This window comes from Pseudomonas fluorescens (assembly GCF_018614655.1).
GTDB classification, from domain to species: Bacteria; Pseudomonadota; Gammaproteobacteria; order Pseudomonadales; family Pseudomonadaceae; genus Aquipseudomonas; species Aquipseudomonas fluorescens_BX.
This window is the reverse complement of the sequence record NZ_JAGGOG010000003.1, coordinates 180,685-203,986: the sequence shown is the minus strand read 5'-3', so window position 1 is coordinate 203,986 and position 23,302 is coordinate 180,685. Positions and strand designations below refer to the sequence as shown.

The window sequence follows — 23,302 nt, the reverse complement described above, 5'->3', positions numbered from 1 at the left end:
CTATGCCCCGATATCCATTTCGACTTCATTCGCGGCAGGCCGGTATGGTGCTGCCAATCAGTTTGGTGTTCCTGCTGCTATTGGCGCTCATAGGGTTGTCTTCGATGCAGGGAGCAATCTCCCAGGAAAAGATCACTGGCAGTGTCAGGTTGCGCAACCAGTCATTTCAAAGTGCCGAAAGTGGCCTGAGGTTGGGCGAGTCTGCGGTGCAGGCTCCGGGATTTGGGTTGCTCCCTTGCCGGACAGCTGCGATGTGCAGCCCCCCGAATGAGTCTGTTCAGGTAACGGGACCAGGGACTGATCCTGCATCCGCGATCACTTGGGTAGCCATGAAAGGGGGTGTCTATGGCATTCAAAACCTGGGGCGGGGAGTTGGATTGGCTCATCTGCCACCCGAAACCCCGGCGACGTTGTACCGGGTGACCGCAGTGGGTATCAGTGGCCACTCACGGACAGTCCTGGAGACGGTGTATGCACGGGTGACGCTGGGCGGGGAGCAGGGTGTCCGCTTCCGACGAGTCATGTGGCGACAACTTCTGTAAGCGAGCGACGTAATGAGCAGAGGCAGCAAAGGCTTTACCCTGATCGAGTTATTGATCGCAGTGACGATCGTTGCCACTCTGGCCGGTATTGCGTATCCCGGATACACCGGCCATATGAAAAGGGTCTATCGCGCAGAAATAGTTGGGCTGCTGACGGAGCAAGCTCAGTACCTCGAGCGTTATTACGCGAGGAACGGCACCTTTATTGATGCAAGCGGCGTCAGTGCGGGCAATGATCGCTATAGAATTGCGGTGGCACTGAACCCTCAGGATTTCAATCTGGTCGCTACGCCCATTATCGGCTCAGTGATGATGAGCGATCTGTGTGGTGACTTCAGCCTGACCAGCAGCGGCGTTGGGAGCAATCCGACAGCCGCCCCCGAGATGTGGGGCAAGACCTGCTGGGGGCGCTGATGAGGATCGTGAGCGATTGGGCGCCAGGTGCGTTCTTTTCTTTTTATCGGCTGGATCGAAAGATGGCTAATCAGCAACAGCAAGTAGTGATTGTCGGCGGTGGGGTGATCGGTCTGTTGACGGCATTCAATCTGGCAGCCCAAGGGCTGGCGGTAGTGCTGCTGGACCGTTCAGCGGTGGGGCAAGAGTCTTCCTGGGCCGGCGGTGGCATTGTTTCGCCGCTCTATCCATGGCGCTACAGCCCTGCGGTTACCGCGCTGGCCCACTGGTCCCAGGATTTCTACCCGCAGTTGGGCGAGCGGTTATTCGCCGCTACTGGGGTCGACCCCGAGGTTCATATCACCGGTTTGTTTTGGCTGGACCTGGATGATGAAACCGAAGCACTCGCCTGGGCTGCCCGCGAAGGCCGCCCATTGAGCAAGGTGGATGTTTCTGCGGCCTATGACGTGGTTCCCGTATTGGGCTCCGGTTTTTCCCAGGCCATCTATATGGCTGATGTGGCCAATGTGCGCAATCCGCGCTTGGTCAAGTCTCTCAAGGCAGCTTTGCTGGCATTGCCCGGTGTGACGATCCACGAGCAGTGTGCCGTAGCAGGATTTGTTCAGGAGGGTGGAAAGGTTATCGGCGTAAATACCGCACTTGGCCCGGTTCGTGGTGATCATGTGGTGCTCGCCGCCGGTGCCTGGAGTGGCGAGTTGCTAGGCAGCCTGGGTTTGGTGCTGCCCGTGGAGCCGGTCAAGGGTCAGATGATCTTGTACAAATGTGCTTCGGACTTTTTGTCGAGCATGGTCTTGGCCAAAGGCCGCTATGCGATTCCCCGGCGAGACGGGCACATTCTGATTGGAAGTACCTTGGAGCATGAGGGTTTTGACAAGACGCCTACCGAGTCGGCACTGGAAAGCCTGAAAGCCTCGGCGGTGGAGCTGATTCCGGCTCTGGCTGATGCGCAGGTGGTGGGGCACTGGGCAGGGCTGCGACCCGGGTCGCCTGAAGGTATACCGTATATCGGTAAAGTGCCCGGGTTTGAAGGGTTGTGGCTCAACTGTGGGCATTACCGCAATGGCTTGGTTCTAGCCCCGGCATCCTGTCAGTTGTTTGCCGATTTGTTGCTGGAGCATGAGCCGATCATTGATCCGGCGCCTTATGCACCGGCAGGACGGATCTAGCGGCGGCTACTGACGCTCGATAGGCGTCGGCCCCTGCTCGAGGTGCGCCTGTGTGCAGTACCACTCCTGGCGTGAGTTCAGGGCGCGCTCCTGTGGCAAATGCACGCCACAGTGGGCACAGCGAACCATGGGAGTTGCACCTTGTTCGCTGGGCCGTTGTTGCGTCGCCACAGGACGCTTGAATTTACGCCAGAGCCATACGGCGGCGGCAATCAGGGCAATCCAGAACAGTAAACGGACCATGGTGGGCAGCTTCTCGACAAGGAATTGGGCAGTTTAGCCAAGGACGTGACAGGCGCACAGCGGAATAAAGGTGTGCAATAAAAAAGGAGCCCCATAGATAGGGCTCCTTTTTTGTGCTGCATCAACCTATCAGTCAAAAACACCGAAGGTCATGTAGCTGAACCACGAGCGATCTTCGTTGTTGCCCAAGGCTTCGGGAGCCTGCTCTTCGATCACGTCACCGTTCTCGTCATGAGGCTTGAGGTCCGAAGGAATGGCGTCCTTGGCATCCTGATACTGCTTGATCACGTCCTGGTTGGCGCGGGTTTCGCCCGGCGGCAGCGGTGGACGGGATTCGATCAGGCCCAGGGTGTACTTGCTCAGCCACGACCGGTTGTCCGCCTCGGCGACGGTTGGCACGAACTGGCCGTCTTTCAGGCTTGGGTGGTCCGGATAGTTAAGCTTCAGGGTCTCCAGGCTGGTGGCGGCGAGGGCGTCCAGGTGCAGGCGCTGGTAAGCCTCAGTCATCACGGCCAGACCATCACCTACCGATGGGGTTTCCTGGAAGTTCTCCACCACGTAGCGACCACGGTTGGCGGCTGCTACATAGGCCTGACGGGTCAGGTAGTAGTGAGCCACGTGGATTTCGTAGGAGGCCAGCAGGTTGCGCAGGTAAATCATGCGCTGCTTGGCGTCCGGGGCGTAGCGGCTGTTGGGGTAGCGGCTGGTCAGCTGGGCGAACTCGTTGTAGGAGTCGCGGGCAGCGCCCGGGTCACGCTTGGTCATGTCCAGCGGCAGGAAGCGCGCCAGCAGGCCCACGTCCTGGTCAAACGAGGTCAGGCCCTTGAGGTAATAGGCGTAATCCACGTTCGGGTGCTGCGGGTGCAGACGGATAAAGCGCTCGGCGGCGGATTTGGCAGCTTCCGGCTCGGCGTTCTTGTAGTTGGCGTAGATCAGTTCGAGCTGGGCCTGGTCGGCATAACGGCCGAACGGATACCGCGACTCCAGTGCCTTCAGCTTCGCTGTGGCGCTGGTGTAGCTGTGGTTGTCCAAGTCGGTCTGAGCTTGTTGGTACAGCTCGACTTCGCTCAGGTTTTCGTCGACGACTTCCTTTGTTGACGAGCAAGCAGCAGTCATGGCGAGGATGGCGATCAGCAGCAGGTGTTTCACTTGCATGGCGGCTTGCGTCCCTATGACGGCCGCTGTCTTGGGCGGGGCCGTCCTGTTATGATGAGCGCCCCGTTGAAAGCCTCGGGGCAAAAGACGCCGTATTTAACCACAAGCGCGCAGCCGAAACCAAAGGCTGTGCCACGCCTAGTCTGAGCATGTCCGATAAAATTGAACTTCGCGCAGAGGTGCCGTCCGAATTGGGCGGCCAACGCCTCGATCAAGTCGCCGCACAATTATTCGCTGAGCACTCGCGCTCGCGCCTTTCCGCCTGGATCAAAGACGGCCGCCTGACTGTGGATGGAGCGGTTATCCGCCCGCGAGACATAGTCCATGGCGGTGCGATTCTTGAGCTGACTGCCGAGCAGGAAGCCCAAGGAGAATGGATCGCCCAGGACATTGAACTGGACATCGTCTATGAAGACGACGACATCCTGGTGATCAACAAACCCGCAGGACTGGTGGTTCACCCGGCCGCAGGGCACGCTGACGGCACCTTGCTCAATGCCTTGCTGCACCATGTGCCGGACATCATCAATGTCCCGCGCTGCGGCATCGTGCACCGTCTGGACAAGGACACCACCGGCTTGATGGTGGTGGCCAAGACCATTCAGGCGCAGACGCAACTGGTCACACAGTTGCAGAGCCGCAGCGTCAGCCGTATCTATGAGTGCATCGTGATCGGCGTGGTAGTGGCGGGTGGCAAGATCAATGCCCCCATCGGTCGCCACGGCCAACAGCGCCAGCGCATGGCGGTTATGGAGGGCGGCAAGCAGGCCGTCAGCCACTACCGTGTGCTGGAGCGTTTCCGGTCCCACACCCACGTGCGGGTCAAGCTGGAAACCGGTCGTACTCACCAGATTCGGGTACACATGGCACACATCAACTTCCCGTTGGTCGGAGATCCGGCCTACGGCGGCCGCTTCCGTATTCCGCCGGCGGCCAGTGTAACGATGGTTGAATCACTGAAAACCTTCCCGCGCCAGGCACTGCATGCACGCTTCCTGGAGCTGGATCATCCGACGAGCGGTAAGCGGATGAGCTGGGAATCGCCACTTCCAGACGATTTTGTCTGGTTGTTGTCGCTGCTCAAGCAGGATCGCGAGGCATTTATCGGATGAGTGACTGGCTGATTCCTGACTGGCCCGTGCCGGCCGGGGTGAAAGCCTGCGTCACCACGCGTGCGGGCGGCGTCAGTTTGGCGCCGTTCGACAGCCTCAACCTGGGCGATCATGTCGAAGACAGCGGTGAAGCGGTCAGTGAAAATCGCCGACGGCTCACTGATGCCTTCAATATTCAGCCGGCCTGGCTGCGCCAAGTTCATGGTGTGGTTGTGGTCGAGGCTGATCCAGGCCGGATTGCCGAGGCCGATGGCAGTTGGACCAGTACCCCCGGCATTGCCTGCACGGCGATGACGGCTGACTGTTTGCCTGCCTTGTTTTGCAATCGGGACGGTACTCGCGTTGCCGCAGCCCATGCCGGTTGGCGTGGTTTGGCAGCAGGAGTGCTGGAAGCGGCCTTCGAAAGTCTGGATGTTGCGCCGGCCGACGTACTTGTCTGGCTGGGGCCGGCCATCGGTCCGCAAGCCTTTGAAGTCGGCCCTGAAGTGCGTGAAGCCTTTATGCAGCAACATTCGGTAGCGGCTGAAGCGTTTGTTCCCAGTCAAAATCCGGGCAAGTTCATGGCCGATATCTATCAGTTGGCACGCCTGCGTCTGGCTGCTCGCGGTGTCACCGCCGTATACGGTGGCGGTTTTTGCACCGTGACCGATCCCCGCTTCTATTCTTACCGCCGCAACCCGCGCACGGGTCGGTTTGCTTCCCTTATCTGGCTCGAACGCTAGACTCTCCTGACCTGCATCAATCGTTGACCGCTTGAATCTTCCAGAATCGACCACATCTATACGGGTATCTGGCAGGCTTCTTCATTCAAGATGTGTTACTCGCGAGCAAGCTCGCTCATACATAGCTCCGGCCTGCTCAAAAGGAAGGTGACTAATGCGTATTGATCGTTTAACCAGCAAATTACAGTTGGCATTATCGGATGCTCAATCTCTGGCGGTTGGTCTCGACCATCCGGCCATCGAGCCTGCGCACTTGATGCAGGCGTTGCTGGAGCAGCAAGGCGGGTCCATCAAGCCTTTGCTGATGCAGGTGGGCTTTGATATCAACAGCCTGCGCAAGGAACTGAGCAAAGAGCTCGACCAGCTGCCGAAAATCCAGAACCCTACGGGTGACGTGAACATGTCCCAGGACTTGGCGCGCCTGCTTAATCAGGCAGACCGCCTTGCCCAGCAGAAGGGCGACCAGTTCATCTCCAGCGAACTGGTGTTGCTCGCCGCGATGGACGACAACAGCAAGCTTGGCAAATTATTGCTCGGCCAGGGCGTGAGCAAGAAAGCCCTGGAAAATGCCATCAATAACCTGCGTGGCGGCGAAGCGGTGAACGACCCCAACCATGAGGAGTCCCGCCAGGCCCTGGATAAATACACCGTCGACCTGACCAAGCGTGCCGAAGAAGGCAAGCTGGACCCGGTGATCGGCCGTGATGACGAAATTCGCCGCACCATCCAGGTGCTGCAACGTCGCACCAAGAACAACCCGGTGCTGATCGGTGAGCCTGGCGTGGGTAAAACTGCGATTGCTGAAGGTCTGGCCCAGCGCATCATCAATGGTGAAGTGCCGGATGGTCTCAAGGGCAAGCGTCTGTTGTCCCTGGACATGGGGTCGCTGATTGCCGGCGCCAAGTTCCGTGGTGAGTTCGAAGAGCGCCTCAAATCCCTGCTTAATGAGCTGTCGAAGCAGGAAGGGCAGATCATCCTGTTTATCGACGAGCTGCACACCATGGTCGGCGCCGGTAAAGGCGAAGGCTCCATGGATGCGGGCAACATGCTCAAGCCGGCCTTGGCACGGGGTGAGTTGCACTGCGTTGGCGCCACCACGCTCAACGAATATCGTCAGTACATCGAGAAAGATGCGGCTCTTGAGCGTCGTTTCCAGAAAGTGCTGGTGGAAGAGCCGGGCGAAGAAGACACCATTGCGATCCTGCGTGGCCTGAAAGAGCGCTATGAGGTCCACCATAAGGTGGCGATCACAGATGGCGCGATCATTGCGGCGGCCAAATTGAGCCATCGCTACATCACCGACCGTCAACTGCCGGACAAGGCTATCGACTTGATCGACGAAGCGGCCAGCCGCATTCGTATGGAGATCGACTCCAAGCCGGAAGTTCTGGATCGTCTGGAGCGACGCCTGATTCAACTGAAAGTCGAGTCCCAGGCTCTGAAGAAAGAAAAGGACGAGGCGGCAATCAAGCGCCTGGAAAAACTTCAGGAAGAAATTGTTCGCCTGGAGCGTGAGTATTCGGACCTCGAAGAGATCTGGACCTCGGAAAAAGCTGAAGTGCAGGGCTCGGCGCAGATCCAGCAAAAGATCGAGCAGTCCCGTCAGGAACTGGAAACGGCTCGCCGTAAGGGTGACCTGAACCGCATGGCCGAGTTGCAGTACGGGGTGATCCCGGACCTGGAGCGTAGCCTGCAAATGGTCGATCAACATGGCAAAAGCGAGAACCAGTTGCTGCGCAGTAAAGTGACTGAGGAAGAAATTGCCGAAGTCGTGTCGAAGTGGACCGGTATTCCTGTGTCGAAAATGCTCGAAGGCGAGCGTGACAAGCTGCTGAAAATGGAAAGCCTGTTGCACCAGCGTGTCATCGGTCAGGAAGAGGCGGTGGTTGCCGTGTCCAACGCGGTACGGCGTTCCCGGGCCGGTTTGTCCGATCCGAACCGTCCGAGCGGCTCGTTCATGTTCCTCGGCCCGACTGGCGTCGGTAAAACCGAGTTGTGCAAGGCGTTGGCCGAGTTCCTCTTTGATACTGAAGAAGCCATGGTGCGAATTGATATGTCCGAGTTCATGGAGAAACACTCCGTGGCTCGCTTGATCGGGGCACCACCAGGCTACGTGGGCTACGAAGAGGGTGGTTACCTGACCGAGGCTGTGCGGCGCAAGCCTTACTCAGTGATCCTTTTGGATGAGGTCGAGAAGGCCCACCCGGATGTGTTCAACGTGTTGCTGCAAGTGTTGGAAGATGGTCGTTTGACGGACAGCCACGGGCGTACCGTGGATTTTCGCAACACGGTGATCGTGATGACCTCCAACCTGGGCTCCTCGCAGATCCAGGAACTGGTAGGGGATCGTGAGGCCCAGCGTGCAGCGGTGATGGATGCGTTGACCAGCCACTTCCGGCCGGAGTTCATCAACCGGGTGGATGAAGTGGTGATCTTCGAGCCGCTGGCGCGGGATCAGATCGCGGGCATCACCGAGATCCAGTTGGGCCGTCTGCGCAGCCGTCTGGCCGAGCGCGAGCTGTCGCTGGAACTGAGCAGTGAAGCCTTGGACAAGCTGATTGCCGTGGGTTACGACCCGGTATATGGCGCACGGCCGTTGAAGCGTGCAATCCAGCGCTGGATCGAAAACCCGTTGGCGCAGTTGATTTTGTCCGGCAGCTTTATGCCAGGCACCAGTGTCACGGCGACCGTGGAGAACGACGAAATCGTCTTCCATTGAGTCCACTCTGTACCGTTATAAGAGGAGGCCCCGCATTGCGGGGCTTTTTTTTCGATAGGGCGTTGAACTGTAAGGCAAAGGCTTGTAAAGTGCGCCCCGCAGCAACGTCAGCCCACGGGTTTCTTCTCCCCAAGAAGAAATCAGAAAGAAGCGCAAATCATTGTCTTAAAAGCAATTTAAAGGGTTGACAGGGGTTTTTAAGATTGTAGAATAGCGCGCCTCAGAGACGCGAACGTAGCGATACGGACGGGTTGAAGAGAGGGTAACAAGCAGTAAAGTTGTACATTTGAAATATGTAGTTCCGTGATAGCTCAGTCGGTAGAGCAAATGACTGTTAATCATTGGGTCCCAGGTTCGAGTCCTGGTCACGGAGCCAATTTCAAACCGGGGTATAGCGCAGTCCGGTAGCGCGCCTGCTTTGGGAGCAGGATGTCAGGAGTTCGAATCCCCTTACCCCGACCATATTTGGGTCGTTAGCTCAGTTGGTAGAGCAGTTGGCTTTTAACCAATTGGTCGTAGGTTCGAATCCCACACGACCCACCATTTTTGAAACCAGCCAGCGCTGGAATCGAATCTTAAGATCAGAGGCCAAAAGCACTGATCGTAGAAGGCGACTGAAAGGTCGCCTTTTTTTTACCGGGGTATAGCGCAGTCCGGTAGCGCGCCTGCTTTGGGAGCAGGATGTCAGGAGTTCGAATCCCCTTACCCCGACCATATTAAAAATCCTCGTATTGAAAGATACGGGGATTTTTTTTGCCTGAAAGAATCTTGAGCCTTCCACAAACAACTGTGGGAGCCGGCAAGCCAGCTCCCACATGAATCAAGTCCCATCCGGACCCGTTGTCAGTGCAATTTGAGCCTCGGCTCAGTCCCGCGCCCGATCTTGCTCCCCAGCATCAACATCATTGTGCGGAAGAAGCCATACAGCGCCATCTGGTGCATGCGATACAGCGACACATAGAACATCCGCGCCAGCCAACCCTCCAGCATCACGCTGCCTGTCAGGTTGCCCATCAAGTTACCCACAGCCGAAAAACGCGACAGTGAAATCAGCGAACCATAGTCGGTGTACTTGTAGGTCGGCAGAGTCTTGCCTTCAATCCGCAGCTTCAGCGATTTGGCCAGTAACGAAGCCTGTTGGTGAGCAGCTTGCGCCCGTGGCGGTACGTTGCGATCGGTACCTGCCTGTGGACAGGCCGCGCAGTCACCAAAGGCGAAAATATTTTCATCGCGGGTGGTTTGCAGGGTTGGCAGCACCTGCAGTTGATTGATGCGGTTGGTTTCCAGCCCATCGATATCCTTGAGGAAGCCTGGTGCACGAATGCCGGCGGCCCAGACCTTGAGGCTGGCAGCAATCACCTGGCCGCTGCTGGTGATCAGGTTGTCAGCGGTCACTTCACTGACGCTTGCGTTGGTCAGCACCGTGACGCCAAGTTTCTCCAGGGTTTTATGCACCGGGGCGCCAATGCGCTCCGGCAAGGCAGGCAATACCCGTGGGCCGGCTTCGATCAGGGTGATGTGCATGTTTTCCGGCTTGATCCGGTCCAGGCCATACGCCGCCAGTTCGTGGGCAGCGTTGTGCAGCTCGGCTGCCAGCTCAACGCCGGTTGCCCCGGCGCCGACGATGGCAACGCTGATCTGCTCCACCACATCGGTCTGCCCTGCGTGGGCACGCAGGTAGTGGTTGAGTAACTGCTGGTGGAAGCGCTCGGCCTGTTTGCGGGTGTCGAGGAACAGGCAGTGTTCTGCCGCACCTTGGGTACCGAAGTCGTTGGTGGTGCTGCCGACAGCGATAACCAGAGTGTCATAGGCCAATTCGCGGGCAGGGACCAGTTCCAGGCCCTGTTCGTCGAGGGTCGCGGCCAGCTGGATCTTCTTCTGTTCACGGTCGAGTCCGCTCATGCGCCCCAGCTGGAACTCGAAGTGGTTCCATTTTGCCTGGGCAACATAATTGAGTTCGTCTTCCGAAGAGTTCAGCGAACCGGCGGCGACTTCGTGAAGCAGTGGTTTCCAGATATGGGTCAGATTGGCGTCCACCAGCGTGATGCTGGCGGTGCCGCGCTTGCCCAGAGTCTTACCCAGGCGGGTAGCCAACTCCAGGCCGCCGGCGCCGCCGCCGACGATAATAATACGATGGGTCATGGGGATATCTCGCAAGGCTAAAAGAAATCGGTGCAATTACCCGAGCGAGCGCTAGGCAGCTCATAGCGTCAGGTAACTCAAAAGTCGGCTCAGCAGGCCCATTCCGATCACGGCCACCAGTACCACACCAAGGAGCAGCCATGGCCGGAAAGGCTTGCGCTCAACTTGGTTCTGGGACAGTTGCAGGTACTCTTCGACATGCTTTTGGTCGTCGGGGTTCAGGCGGCTGGTCATAAAGGCCTCGTCGGGTAGACGTTGCAAAAGGAGTGAACGTTACAGGTGTGTGATCTGCGGCAATCCCAGAAGCATAGTCGCTGAACCGCACAGCCTTCGTTCACTGGCCATTAGCAGGCAAATATTGATTGCTCTTTGTATCACCCGGCCTGGGAGTTCGCCATGCCGGCGGTCGGGCCTATAGGCTGATACCGACGTCAAAGACAATGCTGCGTCCCAGGTTATTGCGCAGAAAATCCGGCGCATCAGGGTGGGCGAACAGCACCCGGGCAAAGGTCGGCCCCACCAATGACAGCGAGCGCCACCCTTGGCGCAGGTATTCGGTGGGCGGCGGGAAGTGACTATTGAGGTCCAGCACTTCGCGCTTGAGGCTGGCGAAAGCGATGATATCCAACTCTCCCAGGTCCATCCCGCGCTCCTTGTAGTTGTGGGCTTTCTTGCGCAAGGTCGGCGCCAGGCGCAGAAGGAACTCATGGGCTGGAATACGCTTGGGCTTGGCTTCGCGCCGCACCAATTGGCTCAGGGAAAAGGCGCTGCGGCGGCGCAGCAGTTCGTCGCGCCATTCATCGTTCAGGCGTCGGCCCTCATCCAGCACGAAAAAAACCTCGAAGCTGGCGTCACGAAATAATACGTCCGGAGGCTCCTGCCCAGCGGCGTGAAACTCTTCGGCGCGATAGGGCACGTTCAAGCCTTGCAGCAGACGTTGGCAGACCCAACGCTCACGCTCCCATTTGCGGGCATTGGACAGGAACGCATTGGCTTGTTCGGCCGCTATGGTGAGCAGGCGCAAATAATCAGAGTCATCCATGGTTCCAGCTTAGCGCCCAAATGATGACCGCAGGAAGTCCCTGTGCGGTTGCGGGTCACTGGAGTCGTTGGGAGCTCGGTGTAGACTGGCCATTCGGCAAGTGCCCTTGGCATGAGGAGTGTGTGGTGAAGTTTTTTGCAGTGTTGTTCTTGAGCTTGTTTCCCCTGTGGGCTCAGGCCATCGAAGTGGGGGAGCCAGTGGCTGCCTGGACCCTGTTGGATCAATTCGATCAGGCCTACACCTTGGACGGCCAGGCGAAAATCTTGCTGGTTGCGCGCAGCATGGACGCCGCCAAACAGGTGGATGTGGCGTTGCAAGGCCAGCCCAAAGGCTATCTGGAAGCACGCCATGCGGTGTTTGTCGCCGATATCCAGCGCATGCCCCGGCTGATCGCCAAGCTGTTTGCCGTACCTGCCATGCAGGCCTACAACTACCGGGTCATGCTCGACCGTGATGCACGGATTGCCCCGCGTTATCCCGCACCTGTGGATAAAGTGCTGTGGCTGCAACTGGACAACGGCAAGTTGGTGGCTCGTCAGGAATATGACTCCGCGACGCAACTGCGCCAAGCCCTGGAGCAGGTGCAGCCGTGATCAGCGCTGCGGTGCTGGCGCCGGAAACTCTTAGCATCGGCTGGCTGCTTTATGCGCCGGTGGTGATGTGGGCAGTCCTGCGCTCGCCCTGGGTTGAACTGTTTACCGACCGACGGCGTCAGCATTTGCTGTTTGGCACGGTGTTCGCGTTATTCATGTTGTGGCTGGTGCGCCGGGATTTCGATACCGGTGTGTCCTATCACTTTATCGGCATGACCGCCGTGACTCTTTTGCTCGACTGGCCCTTGGCAATTGTCGGGGGGCTGATCGCTCAACTTGGCTTGGTGTTGCTTGGTCGTCAGGACTTGGCGGCGGTGGGCGTCAACGGCATGCTTCTGGTCCTGCTGCCGGTGCTGATCACTGAAGCCTGCGCGCTGTTGGTGGAACGGGCACAACCGCGTAATCCCTTCGTGTACATCTTCTGCTCAGGTTTCTTTGCTGCTGCGCTCTCGGCGTTGCTGTGCCTGCTGGCGGGGCTGGGTCTGCTGTGGTTTGACGGCCGCTTCGTAATGCCGGAGTGGCTGGAGGATTTCGTCGGTTACTTGTGGCTGATCATCTTTCCTGAAGCCTTCATCAACGGGATGGTCATCAGCGCTTTGGTGGTGTTTTGCCCGGAGTGGCTGGAGACGTTCAATCGCACCCGCTACCTTTCGGCCCCCTGGAAGGACGACGATTCTCGTCCTTGATCCAGGTCAAACCCTGCGCGGCCTAGTGGTCCCATGCTCTGGGAAATTTCCAGGAGCACGGATCATGGGTGTGTACGAATGGGCAAGGCAGGAAACGCGCAGAAGTCAGCAGGCAGCACAGGAGATCGGCTTTGACCCGGGTCTTAGCCTGCGCGCCCTGCTCAGTGCGGTGGTACAGCAGAGCAAGGACGTGCGCAGCGTCGAAGACCTGGCCGACGAGTTGCAATTTCTTGTGCAGAGCCTCGACGACCAGCAGGACTACGGTTTTATGCGTCCTTAATGGGCGCGAGGGGGGAGATCTTCCGAGAACAACTCGTCTTCGGCATCCGGGCTGACCGGAATCTTGTGTTCTTCCGACGCCCAGGCGCCCAGGTCGATCAGTTTGCAACGGTCCGAGCAGAATGGCCGGTTGGGATTGGTCGCGTTCCATTCCACGGGTGCGCCGCAGGTTGGGCATTCAACGGTCAAGGGTTGGCTCATGATCGGCCTCCACGCAAAGTAAGGTAAAAGTGGTGCAGTCGCTCGACCTCGCCATGCAGCCAGGCAAGGTCTTGGTCGTTGATCAGTACATCGTCGGCTTGGCGCAAACGATCTTCTCGGGTGGCCTGGGCCTTGAGAATCGCCTGAACCTGCTCTTCGCTGATGCCGTCGCGTTGCAGGGTACGCTGAATCTGCAGCGACTGCGGCACGTCGATCACTAGGATGCGCTGGGTCATGGTGTATTGGCCTGACTCGATCAGCAAGGGTGACACGAGGATCGCGTAAGGCGATTGAGCGCGAGCCAGGTGACTGCGAATTTCCTCGGCAATCAACGGGTGCAGCAGCGCCTCGAGCCAGCGGCGTTCCTCGGGGACTTCGAAGATCAGCTTGCGCAGTGCTGCACGGTCCAATTGGCCGTCGGGCAACAACACACCAGTTCCGAAATGCTCGGTAATACTCGCCAACGCCGGGCGCCCAGGCTCGACCACCCAGCGGGCGGCGTGATCGGCGTCCACCAGATCGACGCCAAGGTCGATAAAGTGCTGGGCCGCTGCACTTTTGCCACTGCCGATGCCGCCAGTGAGGCCAAGAATCCAGGGTGTTGAGGCACAAGTCATCATTTGAAACCGACAGACTGCAAATAGAAGTCGGTTATTTGACCACCCCAGAGCAATGCAATCCAGCCGGCAATCGCCAGATAAGGTCCAAAAGGCATGGGTACCGACGTCTGGGCGTTACGCAAACGCAAAAGCACCAGCCCCGATATCGCGCCCACCAGTGAGGATAGCAACAGCGTCATCGGCAGAATTTGCCAGCCACCCCAGGCACCGAGCAGCGCCAGCAATTTGAAATCGCCGTATCCCATGCCGTCCTTACCGGTAATCAGCTTGAACAGCCAGAACACCGACCATAGGCTCAGATAGCCCGCGACCGCGCCCCAGAACGCATCCGCCGGTGCGACGAACAGACCAAACTGATTGAGGATCAGCCCCAGCCAGAGCAAGGGCAGAACCAGTACATCCGGCAACAATTGGTGATCAACATCGATCAGGCTCATCGCCAGCAGGCCCCAACTCAATAGCATGACCCAGCCGGCCTGCCAGCCGAAGCCGAAATGCCAGGCGACGTACGCCGAGACTAGCCCGCACGCCAGCTCGGTAAGCGGGTAGCGCGGGCTGATGGGTTCATGGCAATGGGAGCAGCGTCCCTTGAGCAGCAGGTAACTGAACAGTGGGATATTTTCCCATGGTCGAATTGGCTGTGCGCAGTGAGGGCAGCAAGAGTGAGGCAGCAGCAGGTTGTAGGTTGGGCCTTTCGGTTCCGCAGGGAGTCCAAGGATGTCATGGGCTTGAGCTCGCCATTCCCGCGTCAGCATTTTTGGCAGGCGCCATACCAGGACATTGAGAAAACTGCCGACAATCAGGCCAAGTAGCAGCGCGCTCCATACGAACAGCCATGGCTGCTGCGCCAACATGTCACTCAATGACAGGCTCAAAACGCTGTACCGAGCTGGAAGATCGGCAGGTACATGGCGACCACCAGTGCCCCAACAATGCTCCCAAGCACTACCATGATCAGTGGCTCCATCAGGCTGGTGAGGTTGTCGACCTGATTGTCGACATCCGCTTCATAGTGGCTGGCGACTTTCTCCAGCATGCTGTCCAGGGTGCCCGACTCTTCGCCAATCGCGGTCATCTGAATGGCCATACCTGGGAAGAGGCCGCTGATGGCCATGGCTTGATTCAGCTGCATACCTGTTGATACGTCCTGACGCATACGATTGATTGCCTGTTTGAACAGTCCATTGCCAGTGGCGCCGGCCACCGAATCCAGCGCCAGCACCAGCGGCACGCCAGCTGCGAAAGTGGTCGAGAGTGTACGGGCATAGCGGGCGACAGCTGATTTTTTCAGCAGTGTGCCTGCCAGCGGGATTTTCAACAAACCCGTATCGATCTGATGACGAAAGCCGGGCGAGAGCCGGTAAGCCTTGCGCAGTCCGAGAGCACTGACGCCCAGGCCTATGGCCAGCGCCCACCACGCGTGCTGCATGAACTGCGACAGGGCGATGATCATCAAGGTAAATCCCGGAAGTTCGGCATCGACACCGGCAAATATTCCCTGGAACTGTGGCACAACGTGAATCAGCAGGATCGCGCTGACGATGGCGGCAACCATCAGTACCGCCAGTGGATAGGTCATGGCCTTCTTGATCCTGGCCTTGAGCTGTTCACTCTTTTCAAGATGAATGGCCACGCGCTCCAACAGCGTTTCCAGTGCACCGGCTTGTTCGCCTGCTGCGATCAAGTGGCAGTACAAATCGTCGAAGTAGTGTGGCTGTTTCTGCAGAGCGGTGGCCAGGCTGCTGCCTGCAGCGATCTCCTGCTTCAAGCCTTGTACCAGTGCCTGCATGTGCCGGTTGTCAAAGCCCTCCGCGATAATGTCAAACGCCTGCAATAACGGGATTCCGGCCTTCAGCAGGGTCGCCAACTGTCGGGTGAACAAGGCGATATCGCCTGGTTTGGCGGGCTGGCGCAAGCTCGGCAAGGTACGGTTTTTTTTCCATATCCGACCGGGGTTGATCCCTTGTTGACGCAATTGCACCTTGATCAGCGCAGGCGTATGCCCGCGTGTTTCTCCGGATACCTTGCGACCTTTGCGGTTGGTGCCTTCCCAGGCATAGATCACTGAAGCTACGCTCATCCCATGGCCTTATCGCGGACTGCAACACTCAAGAGCATATTGTTCATTTCGCCATACCGTACGCAGACAGTTGAAGATTTAGAGCTTAGTCAGGAGGCGGAGTCAGAAAGGTGGGAGGTGAACGAAAAAATGTCAGATTGTGCGACTTGTACGGGATTGAGCCAGTCGGGGTGAGTACACTGGCGCGGTTGCTGAGGACAGGGCGCAGGACGCGCCTTGCTGTGGGGGCTGAACCCCGTCTTATTCTGGAGAGTGAGCGTGATACGTCAGAAAGGCTTTACCTTGATCGAATTGTTGATCGTCGTGGCGATCATCGGCATCTTGGCCACTATCGGCCTGCCCATCTATACCAAGCACCAGGCCAAGGCCAAGTTTACGGCAGGGCTGGCGGAAATTTCTGCGTTGAAAGCCGGGTTTGAAGACACGCTCAACCAGGGTACTGCGCCAACCGTAGCCTTGATCGGCGGGACCACCCCGACCGCCAATTGCAAAATCGAGGCGACCGGCGATGTCGCCACGGGGGCGGGCACGATTACCTGTGAAATCCTTGATGCGCCTGCGCCGGTATTGGGCAAGACCATCACCTTGACCCGCAGTACTACCACGGGTTGGAGCTGCACGACGGATGCCGAAGAACAGTACGCCGCGAAAGGTTGTGCTGCTGGCGGGGCGTGATCGGGCACCGTCCTGGGGCGAGTGGGCTCCAGGTTTGCTTGACTGAACAGCATCAGCTCAATTTCGATACCCGAGGTCCACAAGGAAGTTGAAGTCACTTATGGCGCTATCCGTACAGCAACGAGGAAACGTATTCCTGGTGGTGGCGGTCTGTCTGTTGGCGCTGGGGATTTGCGCGCCGTTCAGCGGGCATGACTGGCAGCGTATGGTCCAGATCGCCATGGGGCTGTGTGCGGTGATCTATGGGCTATCGGTTTCATCGAGCGCTGGCGCAATGCGGTTTGTCGATAAGCCAACGGCTACCGGGTTGACAGTGATTATCCTGTTGGGCCTGCTCTCTTCGTCGCTGGCCCATCAACCGATATGGGCGTTGACCGAGCTGGCGTTGTTCATCTCCTGTAGTGCCATTGCGCTCGCATTTACCTTGGTCAGGCGCAATGGCGACGAGTCTGTGGATCGGGCCTTGATCCTGTTTGTGATACTGCTGTGCCTGATCAAAAGTATTCAGTATTTGCACGCCGGTGTGCTCGCCTTTACCAGCGGTGAGTCGGCATTGAACACTGACCTGCTGCTGTCAGGATTCTCCAACAAACGCTTCTACGGCCAGTTCCAGACATTCACTTTACCGCTGCTGGCGCTTCCACTCCTGCTCCCTACGAGCAAGCGTGCAGTGCGCGGGTTGGTATTCGCCTTGCTGTGTATCTGGTGGCTGATTGCGATCGGTGGCGGGACGCGCGGCACATGGCTCGGCATGGGCGTCGCGGGTCTGTTCGTGGTTTTCCTGGGGCCATCAGGTCGTCGCTGGCTGGGCTGGCAACTGGCGGCACTGCTCACCGGCTTGGCGTTGTATTGGCTGTTGTTCACGGTGTTGGCAGGGTATCTGGGGATCGAGTTGGCCCAGGTTGCCAGCGACCGGTTGACCACCTCCCTTTCAGGCCGAGGCCTGATCTGGTGGCAAGCCTGGGACATGATTCGTGAGCGGCCTTGGCTGGGCTTTGGGCCAATGCATTTTGCCGACATCGCCAACGATATTGCCGCCCATCCGCACCAGGCAATTTTACAATGGGCCAGCGAATGGGGAGTCCCGTCGGCCCTGTGTGTGGTGGTGCTGGCGATGCGGGCAGGTTGGGCGACCTTGGGCGTGTTGCGTGAGCGTGTCCTGTCCGTAGCGGCTGTCGACCTGCTGCGCCTGTGCCTGTTCGCTGCACTGGTCGGGGCCATGATCCAGGCCATGGTGGATGGTGTAATCGTGATGCCCAACTCGCAATTATGGTTGGCACTGGTGGTGGGCTGGCTGATGGCCTTGCATGTGTGGCGAACCCCCGCAAGCGTCCAGCGGCCGTGGCTGCGTCGGGCGTGGATGGCGGCGGGCATCCTGGCAGTCGGCCTGTTGATATTCGTGGCTATTCGCGACGTACCTCACCTTGTTGAGCGCCAGCGTCATTATGTGGGGCCCAACAACGCACTCCTGCAGCCACGGTTCTGGACCCAGGGGGTCATTGCCCTCGAAAAGCAGTGAGTTGCCGGACGCCCAAGGCAGTGCTAGCTTTAGCCCACCGCCCGTGTAGCTCAGCCGGTAGAGCAGCGCACTCGTAACGCGAAGGTCGCAGGTTCGATTCCTGTCTCGGGCACAAAGGCAACACAGTTTTCAGATGATCCCAGAATGGTTCTGAAGGCCAGACGAACCGGTATTCATGCCTGTTCTTTTGTATCTGCGCAACCTTGATGACCCAGATGCATCCCCATTCCTAGATCAAAGAGAACGACATGACCACACAAGAAATGACCCAGGAAGCACGGCACGAAGCAGCCCTGAAAAAGTATGTCTCGGAGTCGCCGGAACTCCTGGACGAGATCAAGGACCTCAGCGCCGATGAGCAAAAGGACCAGATCCAGTGGGCATTTGAGGATGAGGCCGAGGCTCAGGGCCTTCAGCCGTGGGAGTTGACCCTCAAGTACACGTCCACCCCTGAAGAGTTCGAGACGGCACGCCTGGCTTTGCACAAAGAGGCCGCCGAGGTACTTGGCGTCGATTGGAACGAGTACTGCGGGATGAATAACCTGGCGATTTGATCGAGCAACTGCGGGAGTGAGCTTGCTCGCTCCCGCAGGCGTCCCTCAGATACTGAGGCGCATCGACAAATCCACCGCCTTCACATCCTTGGTCATCGCCCCGATGGAGATGTAGTCCACCCCGGTTTCGGCGATAGGCAGCAGGGTACTTTCGTTAATTCCACCGCTGGCTTCCAGCTTGGCTTTGCCGCCATTCAGACGCACGGCTTCGCGCATGTCATCCAGGCTCAGCTCATCGAGCATGATGATATCGGCCCCTGCCGCCAGTGCTTCACGTAACTCCTCCAGACTTTCCACTTCGATTTCCACCGGCTTTCCCGGGGCGATCTTGTGGGCAGCAGCAATGGCCTGGGCAACACCGCCGCACGCAGCGATATGGTTTTCCTTGATCAGGAAGGCGTCATACAAGCCGATACGATGGTTATGGCAGCCGCCACAGGTCACTGCGTACTTTTGTGCGAGTCGCAGGCCCGGCAAGGTCTTGCGGGTATCCAGCAGCTTGACTTGGGTGCTGGCGACAAAGTCCGCCAGGTACTGAGCGCGGGTCGCAACGCCTGACAGCAACTGCAGAAAGTTCAGCGCACAACGTTCACCACTCAACAGTGAGCGAGCCGGGCCCTCAAGATGAAACAGCGCCTGGTTGGGGCTGACGCGCTCGCCGTCGCTTACCTGCCAGTGCACGGCGACCCGAGGGTCCAGTTGACGAAACACCGCATCCACCCAGGCCGTACCACTGATAACGGCGGTATCGCGGGTAATGATGGTGGCTTTGGCCAGCCGTTCGGCAGGGATCAGTTGCGCAGTGATATCGCCGCTGCCGATGTCTTCCAGCAATGCGCGACGCACGTTGGCTTCGATTTCGGCGGTCAGGTCGGCGAGACGTAGATTCGGCATAGCGGGCTCCACAAACAAAGTGCCCCGATTATAGGGGCAGGGCGCGCTGCAACCCAAGGCGCGAAGCGCTGCCAATGTGGGATTGAGTGCCCTTTTGCAAAGCCGTTACAGAGTTTGCTGGCGCAATAGTCCCTATTTGCAGATAATCTTGCGCCTTGCAATTGGCGTCATAGCTTTGACGTCTCGGTGATGCCCCGATAATCGTCGTGCCCATGGATGTTTCCCCCAGGGTGTACCGATCTTTCACAAAACCGAACTTCGCCGTTTCAGGAGGGCCAGGATGCACAATGACGGGAAGGTGGTGCCGATCAATAAGGCACAGACGATGCCGTCACCGCTCGCCCGCCTGCCAGTGGTTCTACTCCAGGTCCGTGACAAGGCGGCCCAACAGCTCAATCAGGGGTTGCAGGAGCTGTTCGATAACGCCGATGACACCTTGTTTGAAATGGCCGACAAAACCCGTAACAGCGTCGACCACAACATCTTCTTTGAAGCCATGCGTGACTTGCGCCTCAAGCGCAAGAACTTCGAGCGCAGCTTTATGGAGCAGCTCTTTGACGCCTTCGCCAACATCGGGCAGGTGGGTCGTGGTGAGCAGCAGTTGCTGCCAGTGGTTTCCTATGAGGCGTTGCCCGACGCGTCCGGTGACGAACTGGAAAAAAACGTGGCCCTGGAAGCCATGCTCGGCAAGGTGCAGCATCGCGACGGTTTGGCCTTGGGGCAACTCACCGCGCGCTTGAGCGAGCTGCTAGGCAAGCGCCTGGATGACCGGCAAAACCCCCTCGGCCCGGCGATGCTCTGTGAGTTCTTCCTGCAGGCCGGCCGCAGCCTGGGGATGGAGATCCGGGTCAAGCTGATCATCCTCAAACTGTTTGAGAAATACGTACTCAGTGACGCCGACCAGTTGTATGGCGAAGCCAATCAACTGCTGATTGCCACCGGGGTCTTGCCCAGGCTCAAGGCCGTCCCGTCCCGGCGTCCCGGTGAACGAGAGGCTCAGGCCCACCCGACAGCAGACATCGTGCGCGCTGCCGATCCTCAAGCCGATGAGGGTTCGTTGGCCGCCTTTGCCGCCTTGCAAAAACTGCTATTCGCCGTACGCGGCAGTGTCTGTCCGACCCTTGAAGCCAGCGCCCAGACGCAACCTATTTCTACCCGTGACCTGTTGCGCCTGCTCTCCCACTTGCAGCAATACGTACCGGAGCCCGAGGTCGAGGACGATTTCGACCTGCGCAACCAACTTGAACAACTGCTGACCCGAGTCAGCGTCAAGAGTGGCAGGTCACGGGTTGTCGACGACGCCGACGAGGACGTGATCAACCTGATTGCCATGCTGTTCGAGTTCATCCTCGACGACCACTCCTTGCCTGGATCTCTCAAGGTGCTGATCGCTCGCTTGCAGATTCCCATGCTGAAAGTGGCGGTGCTGGACAAGAGCTTCTTCAGTCGTGGCAGCCATCCGGCGCGACGGCTGCTCAATGAAATCGCGTCTGCCGCCTTGGGGTGGGGCAAGTGTGACGATTACCCGCGCGACAGCCTGTACCTTCGTATTGAACAGGTGGTGCAGCGGCTATTGGACGACTTTGTCGACGATCCAGTGATTTTCTCCCAGTTGCTGGCGGAGTTCAGTGCTTTTACCAATGACGAGCGGCGCCGCTGTGACTTGCTTGAACAGCGTACCCGCGACGCGGAAGAAGGGCGCGCGCGGACCGAAATCGCCCGCTTGCGAGTGGCCGATGCCCTCAACCTAAGGTTGCTAGGCAAGGTCTTGCCCGAAGTGGTGGTGCAGTTCCTGCAGCAAGCCTGGAGCCAGGTATTGCTGCTGGCCTGTCTCAAGCACGGCGAGCAATCACCGCAGTGGCAGAGCGGTTTGCAGACCATGGACGAGTTGATCTGGAGCGTTGGTTTGAGCGAGGACACGGAGGCTGGGAGGCATTTGCTGGAGCAGTTGCCGACCTTGCTCAAAGCTTTACGTGATGGTTTGAGCGGTGCCGCATTTGATCCGTTTTTCACCCGTGAATTCTTCACCCGCTTGCAAGCTCTGCATGTTCAGTCGTTCAAGGGCAATGTGGACAGTCAGTCGTCGCTGTCGAAGATCGGCGCGTTGATCGAGGTGCGTGAGGCGTTCGTGCTCAGTCCTGTTATTCCAACCGAAGCCGTGAGCCTGCCGGAGGATGACCTGGATCTGCTCAAGGTCCGCCAACTGCGGGTCGGTTGCTGGGTCGAGTTCCAGGAAGATGAAGAAAATACCCTGCGTTGCAAGCTGACGGCGATCATCCCGCCGGCCAATAGCTATATTTTCGTCAACCGCACGGGTCTTAAAGTGCTGGAGAAAACCTGCACCGAACTGGCCCTGGAGTTCAAGCGCGGCGGGGTTCGGGCCCTGGATGATGCGCTGCTGTTCGACCGGGCACTGGCCTCTGTGATTGGCAGCCTGCGGCAACTCAATCACGCCAAGTGATCGCAACCAATGGGCTGAACGCGGCATACTGGGGCATCTCAGCCTCGTTCAAGGAACCTGTATGCAGTTGGACCCCGCCAGTGGTTGGTGCCAGGGCATTCGTCATTGCCCCTCGCCTAACTTCAATGAGCGCCCCGGCGGCGAGATTTCCCTGTTGGTGGTGCATAACATCAGTTTGCCGCCGGCGCAGTTTGCCACTGGCAAGGTGCATGAGTTCTTCCAGAATCGTCTGGACGTCACGGAACATCCCTACTTTGAAGGTATTGCTGACCTACGGGTCTCTGCGCATTTTCTGATTGAACGTGATGGCGTTGTGACCCAATTTGTTTCGTGTCTGGACCGGGCCTGGCATGCAGGGGTGTCGAGTTTCGAAGGGCGTGAGGTCTGCAATGATTTTTCCCTGGGGATCGAACTGGAAGGCACGGATGACTTGCCTTTCACCGATGCCCAGTACCAATCCTTGATTGAGCTGACCCATCAGTTGTTGGCTACCTACAAGGACATTACCCGCCAGCGCATTTGTGGCCACAGTGACATCGCCCCGGGACGCAAGACGGATCCTGGACCGGCTTTTGATTGGGTGCGCTTTCGCGACGCCTTGCAGGATGGAGGACACGCACAATGAGTTTTCTGGTGTTGGTATTGGCAGTATGGGTCGAGAAGTTTTCGGCCTTGCGCCATCGAGTGCAGCGTGACGGCGCCTGGTTGCGCGAGCTGACCAAGCTCGAATCCAGCGAACGCATGGGCAAACAGCCCTGGTTGATTCTGGTGCTGTTGGTGCTGTTGCCCGTCGCGCTGTTGGGGCTGTTGTTACTGGTGCTGGAACCCGTGGCCTATGGTTTGCTGGCGCTGCCGGTGCATTTGTTGGTAGTGATTTATGCTCTGGGGCGTGGCGATCTATTGGGCAGTCTCGGTCCGTTTCGTGATGCCTGGCGCCGCGGCGACCTGCAAGCCGCCGAGCATGTGGCCGAGCGCGACCTGAACATCGGTGCCGACAGTGGCGAACAATTGCTGGAGCGGGTCCAGGGCCACCTGTTGTGGCAGGCCTATCAAAGCTTCTTCGCGGTCATTTTCTGGTATTTCCTGCTGGGTCCTGTGGCAGCCCTGGCTTATCGCCTGTTGGCGCTGACCAGTGAGCACGGCAAGAACCCGTTGGTGGTGGAGCGTGCGACGCAACTGCGTCATGCCTTCGACTGGTTGCCGGTGCGCTTGCTGGCGGCGAGTTTTGCCTTGGTGGGCAACTTTGTCGGGGTCAGCCGGGTGATGCTCCATGAGCTGCTCAACTGGGACACCAGCGCTGCACAACTGGTGGAAAAGGTCGGTCTGGTGGCCGGCGAAATCCCGCCGCCGGTGGTGGGTGCCGATGGCATCAACAGCCTGGACCGTATCTGGGAGCTGCTGCTGCGGGCTGCCGTGCTGTGGTATGCCGGATTTGCCATCTGGACCGTCCTTCCTTGATGAAGTAACGGTAGGAGCCTGCTCC

Annotated in this window: 25 protein-coding genes and 5 tRNA genes; 20 read left to right on the top strand and 10 right to left on the bottom strand. The window is 58.4% G+C overall.

Annotation, left to right across the window (positions count from 1 at the left end; translation table 11 throughout):
• The first annotated feature begins 2 nt into the window (after window positions 1–2).
• The 3 genes from J7E41_RS03555 (at window position 3) to thiO (ending at window position 2,122) form a co-directional block, all read left to right on the top strand.
• On the top strand, window positions 3–542 hold the full coding sequence (locus J7E41_RS03555) for a pilus assembly PilX family protein (RefSeq protein WP_251029315.1): 540 nt from the start codon (window positions 3–5) through the stop codon (window positions 540–542).
• 12 nt (window positions 543–554) lie between these two features.
• A complete protein-coding gene (locus J7E41_RS03550; protein WP_214990163.1) occupies window positions 555–956 on the top strand; it encodes a type IV pilin protein in 402 nt (133 codons plus the stop codon).
• 62 nt (window positions 957–1,018) lie between these two features.
• On the top strand, window positions 1,019–2,122 hold the full coding sequence (gene thiO, locus J7E41_RS03545; RefSeq protein ID WP_214990161.1) for a glycine oxidase ThiO: 1,104 nt from the start codon (window positions 1,019–1,021) through the stop codon (window positions 2,120–2,122).
• 6 nt (window positions 2,123–2,128) lie between these two features.
• Here thiO and J7E41_RS03540 read toward each other — a convergent pair whose 3' ends face one another.
• The gene (locus tag J7E41_RS03540; RefSeq protein WP_214990159.1) at window positions 2,129–2,365 is read right to left on the bottom strand and encodes a PP0621 family protein; all 237 of its coding nucleotides are present in this window, start codon (window positions 2,363–2,365) and stop codon (window positions 2,129–2,131) included.
• Between the two features lie 129 nt (window positions 2,366–2,494).
• Window positions 2,495–3,520 carry an outer membrane protein assembly factor BamD gene (locus J7E41_RS03535; protein WP_214990157.1) on the bottom strand — a complete coding sequence of 342 codons (1,026 nt, stop codon included), beginning with the start codon at window positions 3,518–3,520 and terminating at the stop codon, window positions 2,495–2,497.
• A gap of 149 nt (window positions 3,521–3,669) precedes the next feature.
• Here J7E41_RS03535 and rluD point away from each other — a divergent pair, with 149 nt between their 5' ends.
• The 7 genes from rluD to J7E41_RS03500 all read left to right on the top strand — a co-directional run bounded on the left by rluD (window position 3,670) and on the right by J7E41_RS03500 (window position 8,787).
• A complete protein-coding gene (gene rluD, locus J7E41_RS03530) occupies window positions 3,670–4,632 on the top strand; it encodes a 23S rRNA pseudouridine(1911/1915/1917) synthase RluD (protein WP_155584738.1) in 963 nt (320 codons plus the stop codon).
• On the top strand, window positions 4,629–5,354 hold the full coding sequence (gene pgeF / locus J7E41_RS03525; RefSeq protein ID WP_214990155.1) for a peptidoglycan editing factor PgeF: 726 nt from the start codon (window positions 4,629–4,631) through the stop codon (window positions 5,352–5,354). The genes rluD and pgeF overlap by 4 nt, the downstream gene beginning before the upstream one ends.
• Before the next feature lie 154 nt (window positions 5,355–5,508).
• A complete protein-coding gene (gene clpB, locus J7E41_RS03520) occupies window positions 5,509–8,073 on the top strand; it encodes an ATP-dependent chaperone ClpB (protein ID WP_214990153.1) in 2,565 nt (854 codons plus the stop codon).
• Between the two features lie 300 nt (window positions 8,074–8,373).
• A tRNA-Asn gene (locus J7E41_RS03515) sits at window positions 8,374–8,449 on the top strand.
• Between the two features lie 9 nt (window positions 8,450–8,458).
• Window positions 8,459–8,535, top strand: a tRNA-Pro gene (locus J7E41_RS03510).
• 5 nt (window positions 8,536–8,540) lie between these two features.
• Window positions 8,541–8,616: transfer RNA gene (locus J7E41_RS03505), tRNA-Lys, on the top strand.
• A gap of 94 nt (window positions 8,617–8,710) precedes the next feature.
• Window positions 8,711–8,787, top strand: a tRNA-Pro gene (locus J7E41_RS03500).
• Between the two features lie 129 nt (window positions 8,788–8,916).
• Here J7E41_RS03500 and J7E41_RS03495 read toward each other — a convergent pair.
• The 3 genes from J7E41_RS03495 to J7E41_RS03485 all read right to left on the bottom strand — a co-directional run bounded on the left by J7E41_RS03495 (window position 8,917) and on the right by J7E41_RS03485 (window position 11,257).
• The gene (locus J7E41_RS03495; RefSeq protein WP_214990152.1) at window positions 8,917–10,215 is read right to left on the bottom strand and encodes an NAD(P)/FAD-dependent oxidoreductase; all 1,299 of its coding nucleotides are present in this window, start codon (window positions 10,213–10,215) and stop codon (window positions 8,917–8,919) included.
• Between the two features lie 60 nt (window positions 10,216–10,275).
• A complete protein-coding gene (locus tag J7E41_RS03490) occupies window positions 10,276–10,449 on the bottom strand; it encodes a DUF3094 family protein (RefSeq protein ID WP_214990150.1) in 174 nt (57 codons plus the stop codon).
• 178 nt (window positions 10,450–10,627) lie between these two features.
• Window positions 10,628–11,257 (bottom strand): DUF1780 domain-containing protein, encoded by a 630-nt coding sequence (locus tag J7E41_RS03485; protein WP_154744567.1) that lies wholly within the window; start codon window positions 11,255–11,257, stop codon window positions 10,628–10,630.
• Between the two features lie 125 nt (window positions 11,258–11,382).
• Here J7E41_RS03485 and J7E41_RS03480 point away from each other — a divergent pair, with 125 nt between their 5' ends.
• The 3 genes from J7E41_RS03480 to J7E41_RS03470 all read left to right on the top strand — a co-directional run bounded on the left by J7E41_RS03480 (window position 11,383) and on the right by J7E41_RS03470 (window position 12,816).
• Entirely contained in the window at window positions 11,383–11,850 is a 468-nt protein-coding gene (locus J7E41_RS03480; protein WP_214990148.1) for an FAD/FMN-containing dehydrogenase, read from the top strand.
• Window positions 11,847–12,536 (top strand): energy-coupling factor ABC transporter permease, encoded by a 690-nt coding sequence (locus J7E41_RS03475; protein ID WP_214990146.1) that lies wholly within the window; start codon window positions 11,847–11,849, stop codon window positions 12,534–12,536. The genes J7E41_RS03480 and J7E41_RS03475 overlap by 4 nt, the downstream gene beginning before the upstream one ends.
• A 64-nt stretch (window positions 12,537–12,600) precedes the next feature.
• Complete coding sequence (locus J7E41_RS03470) at window positions 12,601–12,816, top strand: hypothetical protein (protein ID WP_214990144.1); 216 nt, start codon at window positions 12,601–12,603, stop codon at window positions 12,814–12,816.
• On the opposite strand, the gene yacG is transcribed toward J7E41_RS03470, so the two are convergent.
• From yacG to J7E41_RS03450, 4 genes are read right to left on the bottom strand one after another with little or no spacing between them, the layout of a single operon-like run.
• Window positions 12,813–13,016: a DNA gyrase inhibitor YacG gene (yacG, locus tag J7E41_RS03465; protein WP_169356411.1), complete on the bottom strand. Its 204-nt coding sequence runs from the start codon at window positions 13,014–13,016 to the stop codon at window positions 12,813–12,815. The genes J7E41_RS03470 and yacG overlap by 4 nt on opposite strands.
• Entirely contained in the window at window positions 13,013–13,636 is a 624-nt protein-coding gene (gene coaE, locus J7E41_RS03460) for a dephospho-CoA kinase (protein ID WP_214990142.1), read from the bottom strand. The genes yacG and coaE overlap by 4 nt, the downstream gene beginning before the upstream one ends.
• Complete coding sequence (locus tag J7E41_RS03455; RefSeq protein WP_214990504.1) at window positions 13,633–14,490, bottom strand: prepilin peptidase; 858 nt, start codon at window positions 14,488–14,490, stop codon at window positions 13,633–13,635. The genes coaE and J7E41_RS03455 overlap by 4 nt, the downstream gene beginning before the upstream one ends.
• Before the next feature lie 17 nt (window positions 14,491–14,507).
• On the bottom strand, window positions 14,508–15,716 hold the full coding sequence (locus J7E41_RS03450; protein ID WP_214990140.1) for a type II secretion system F family protein: 1,209 nt from the start codon (window positions 15,714–15,716) through the stop codon (window positions 14,508–14,510).
• Window positions 15,717–15,977: 261 nt separating this feature from the next.
• Here J7E41_RS03450 and J7E41_RS03445 point away from each other — a divergent pair, with 261 nt between their 5' ends.
• From J7E41_RS03445 to J7E41_RS03430, 4 genes are all read left to right on the top strand, one after another.
• Entirely contained in the window at window positions 15,978–16,391 is a 414-nt protein-coding gene (locus tag J7E41_RS03445) for a pilin (RefSeq protein WP_214990502.1), read from the top strand.
• Window positions 16,392–16,491: 100 nt separating this feature from the next.
• Window positions 16,492–17,910 carry an O-antigen ligase family protein gene (locus tag J7E41_RS03440; protein ID WP_214990138.1) on the top strand — a complete coding sequence of 473 codons (1,419 nt, stop codon included), beginning with the start codon at window positions 16,492–16,494 and terminating at the stop codon, window positions 17,908–17,910.
• 39 nt (window positions 17,911–17,949) lie between these two features.
• Window positions 17,950–18,022: transfer RNA gene (locus J7E41_RS03435), tRNA-Thr, on the top strand.
• A 136-nt stretch (window positions 18,023–18,158) separates the two neighbouring features.
• Entirely contained in the window at window positions 18,159–18,464 is a 306-nt protein-coding gene (locus tag J7E41_RS03430) for a DUF6388 family protein (RefSeq protein ID WP_214990136.1), read from the top strand.
• Between the two features lie 45 nt (window positions 18,465–18,509).
• On the opposite strand, the gene nadC is transcribed toward J7E41_RS03430, so the two are convergent.
• The gene (gene nadC / locus J7E41_RS03425) at window positions 18,510–19,358 is read right to left on the bottom strand and encodes a carboxylating nicotinate-nucleotide diphosphorylase (protein WP_214990135.1); all 849 of its coding nucleotides are present in this window, start codon (window positions 19,356–19,358) and stop codon (window positions 18,510–18,512) included.
• 280 nt (window positions 19,359–19,638) lie between these two features.
• Between nadC and J7E41_RS03420 the strand changes: the two genes are divergently transcribed.
• The 3 genes from J7E41_RS03420 to ampE all read left to right on the top strand — a co-directional run bounded on the left by J7E41_RS03420 (window position 19,639) and on the right by ampE (window position 23,277).
• Window positions 19,639–21,819: a DUF1631 domain-containing protein gene (locus tag J7E41_RS03420; protein ID WP_214990133.1), complete on the top strand. Its 2,181-nt coding sequence runs from the start codon at window positions 19,639–19,641 to the stop codon at window positions 21,817–21,819.
• Between the two features lie 61 nt (window positions 21,820–21,880).
• Entirely contained in the window at window positions 21,881–22,444 is a 564-nt protein-coding gene (gene ampD, locus J7E41_RS03415; protein WP_214990131.1) for a 1,6-anhydro-N-acetylmuramyl-L-alanine amidase AmpD, read from the top strand.
• Complete coding sequence (ampE, locus tag J7E41_RS03410) at window positions 22,441–23,277, top strand: regulatory signaling modulator protein AmpE (RefSeq protein WP_214990129.1); 837 nt, start codon at window positions 22,441–22,443, stop codon at window positions 23,275–23,277. Before ampD ends, ampE begins: the two co-directional genes overlap by 4 nt.
• Window positions 23,278–23,302: the final 25 nt, after the last annotated feature.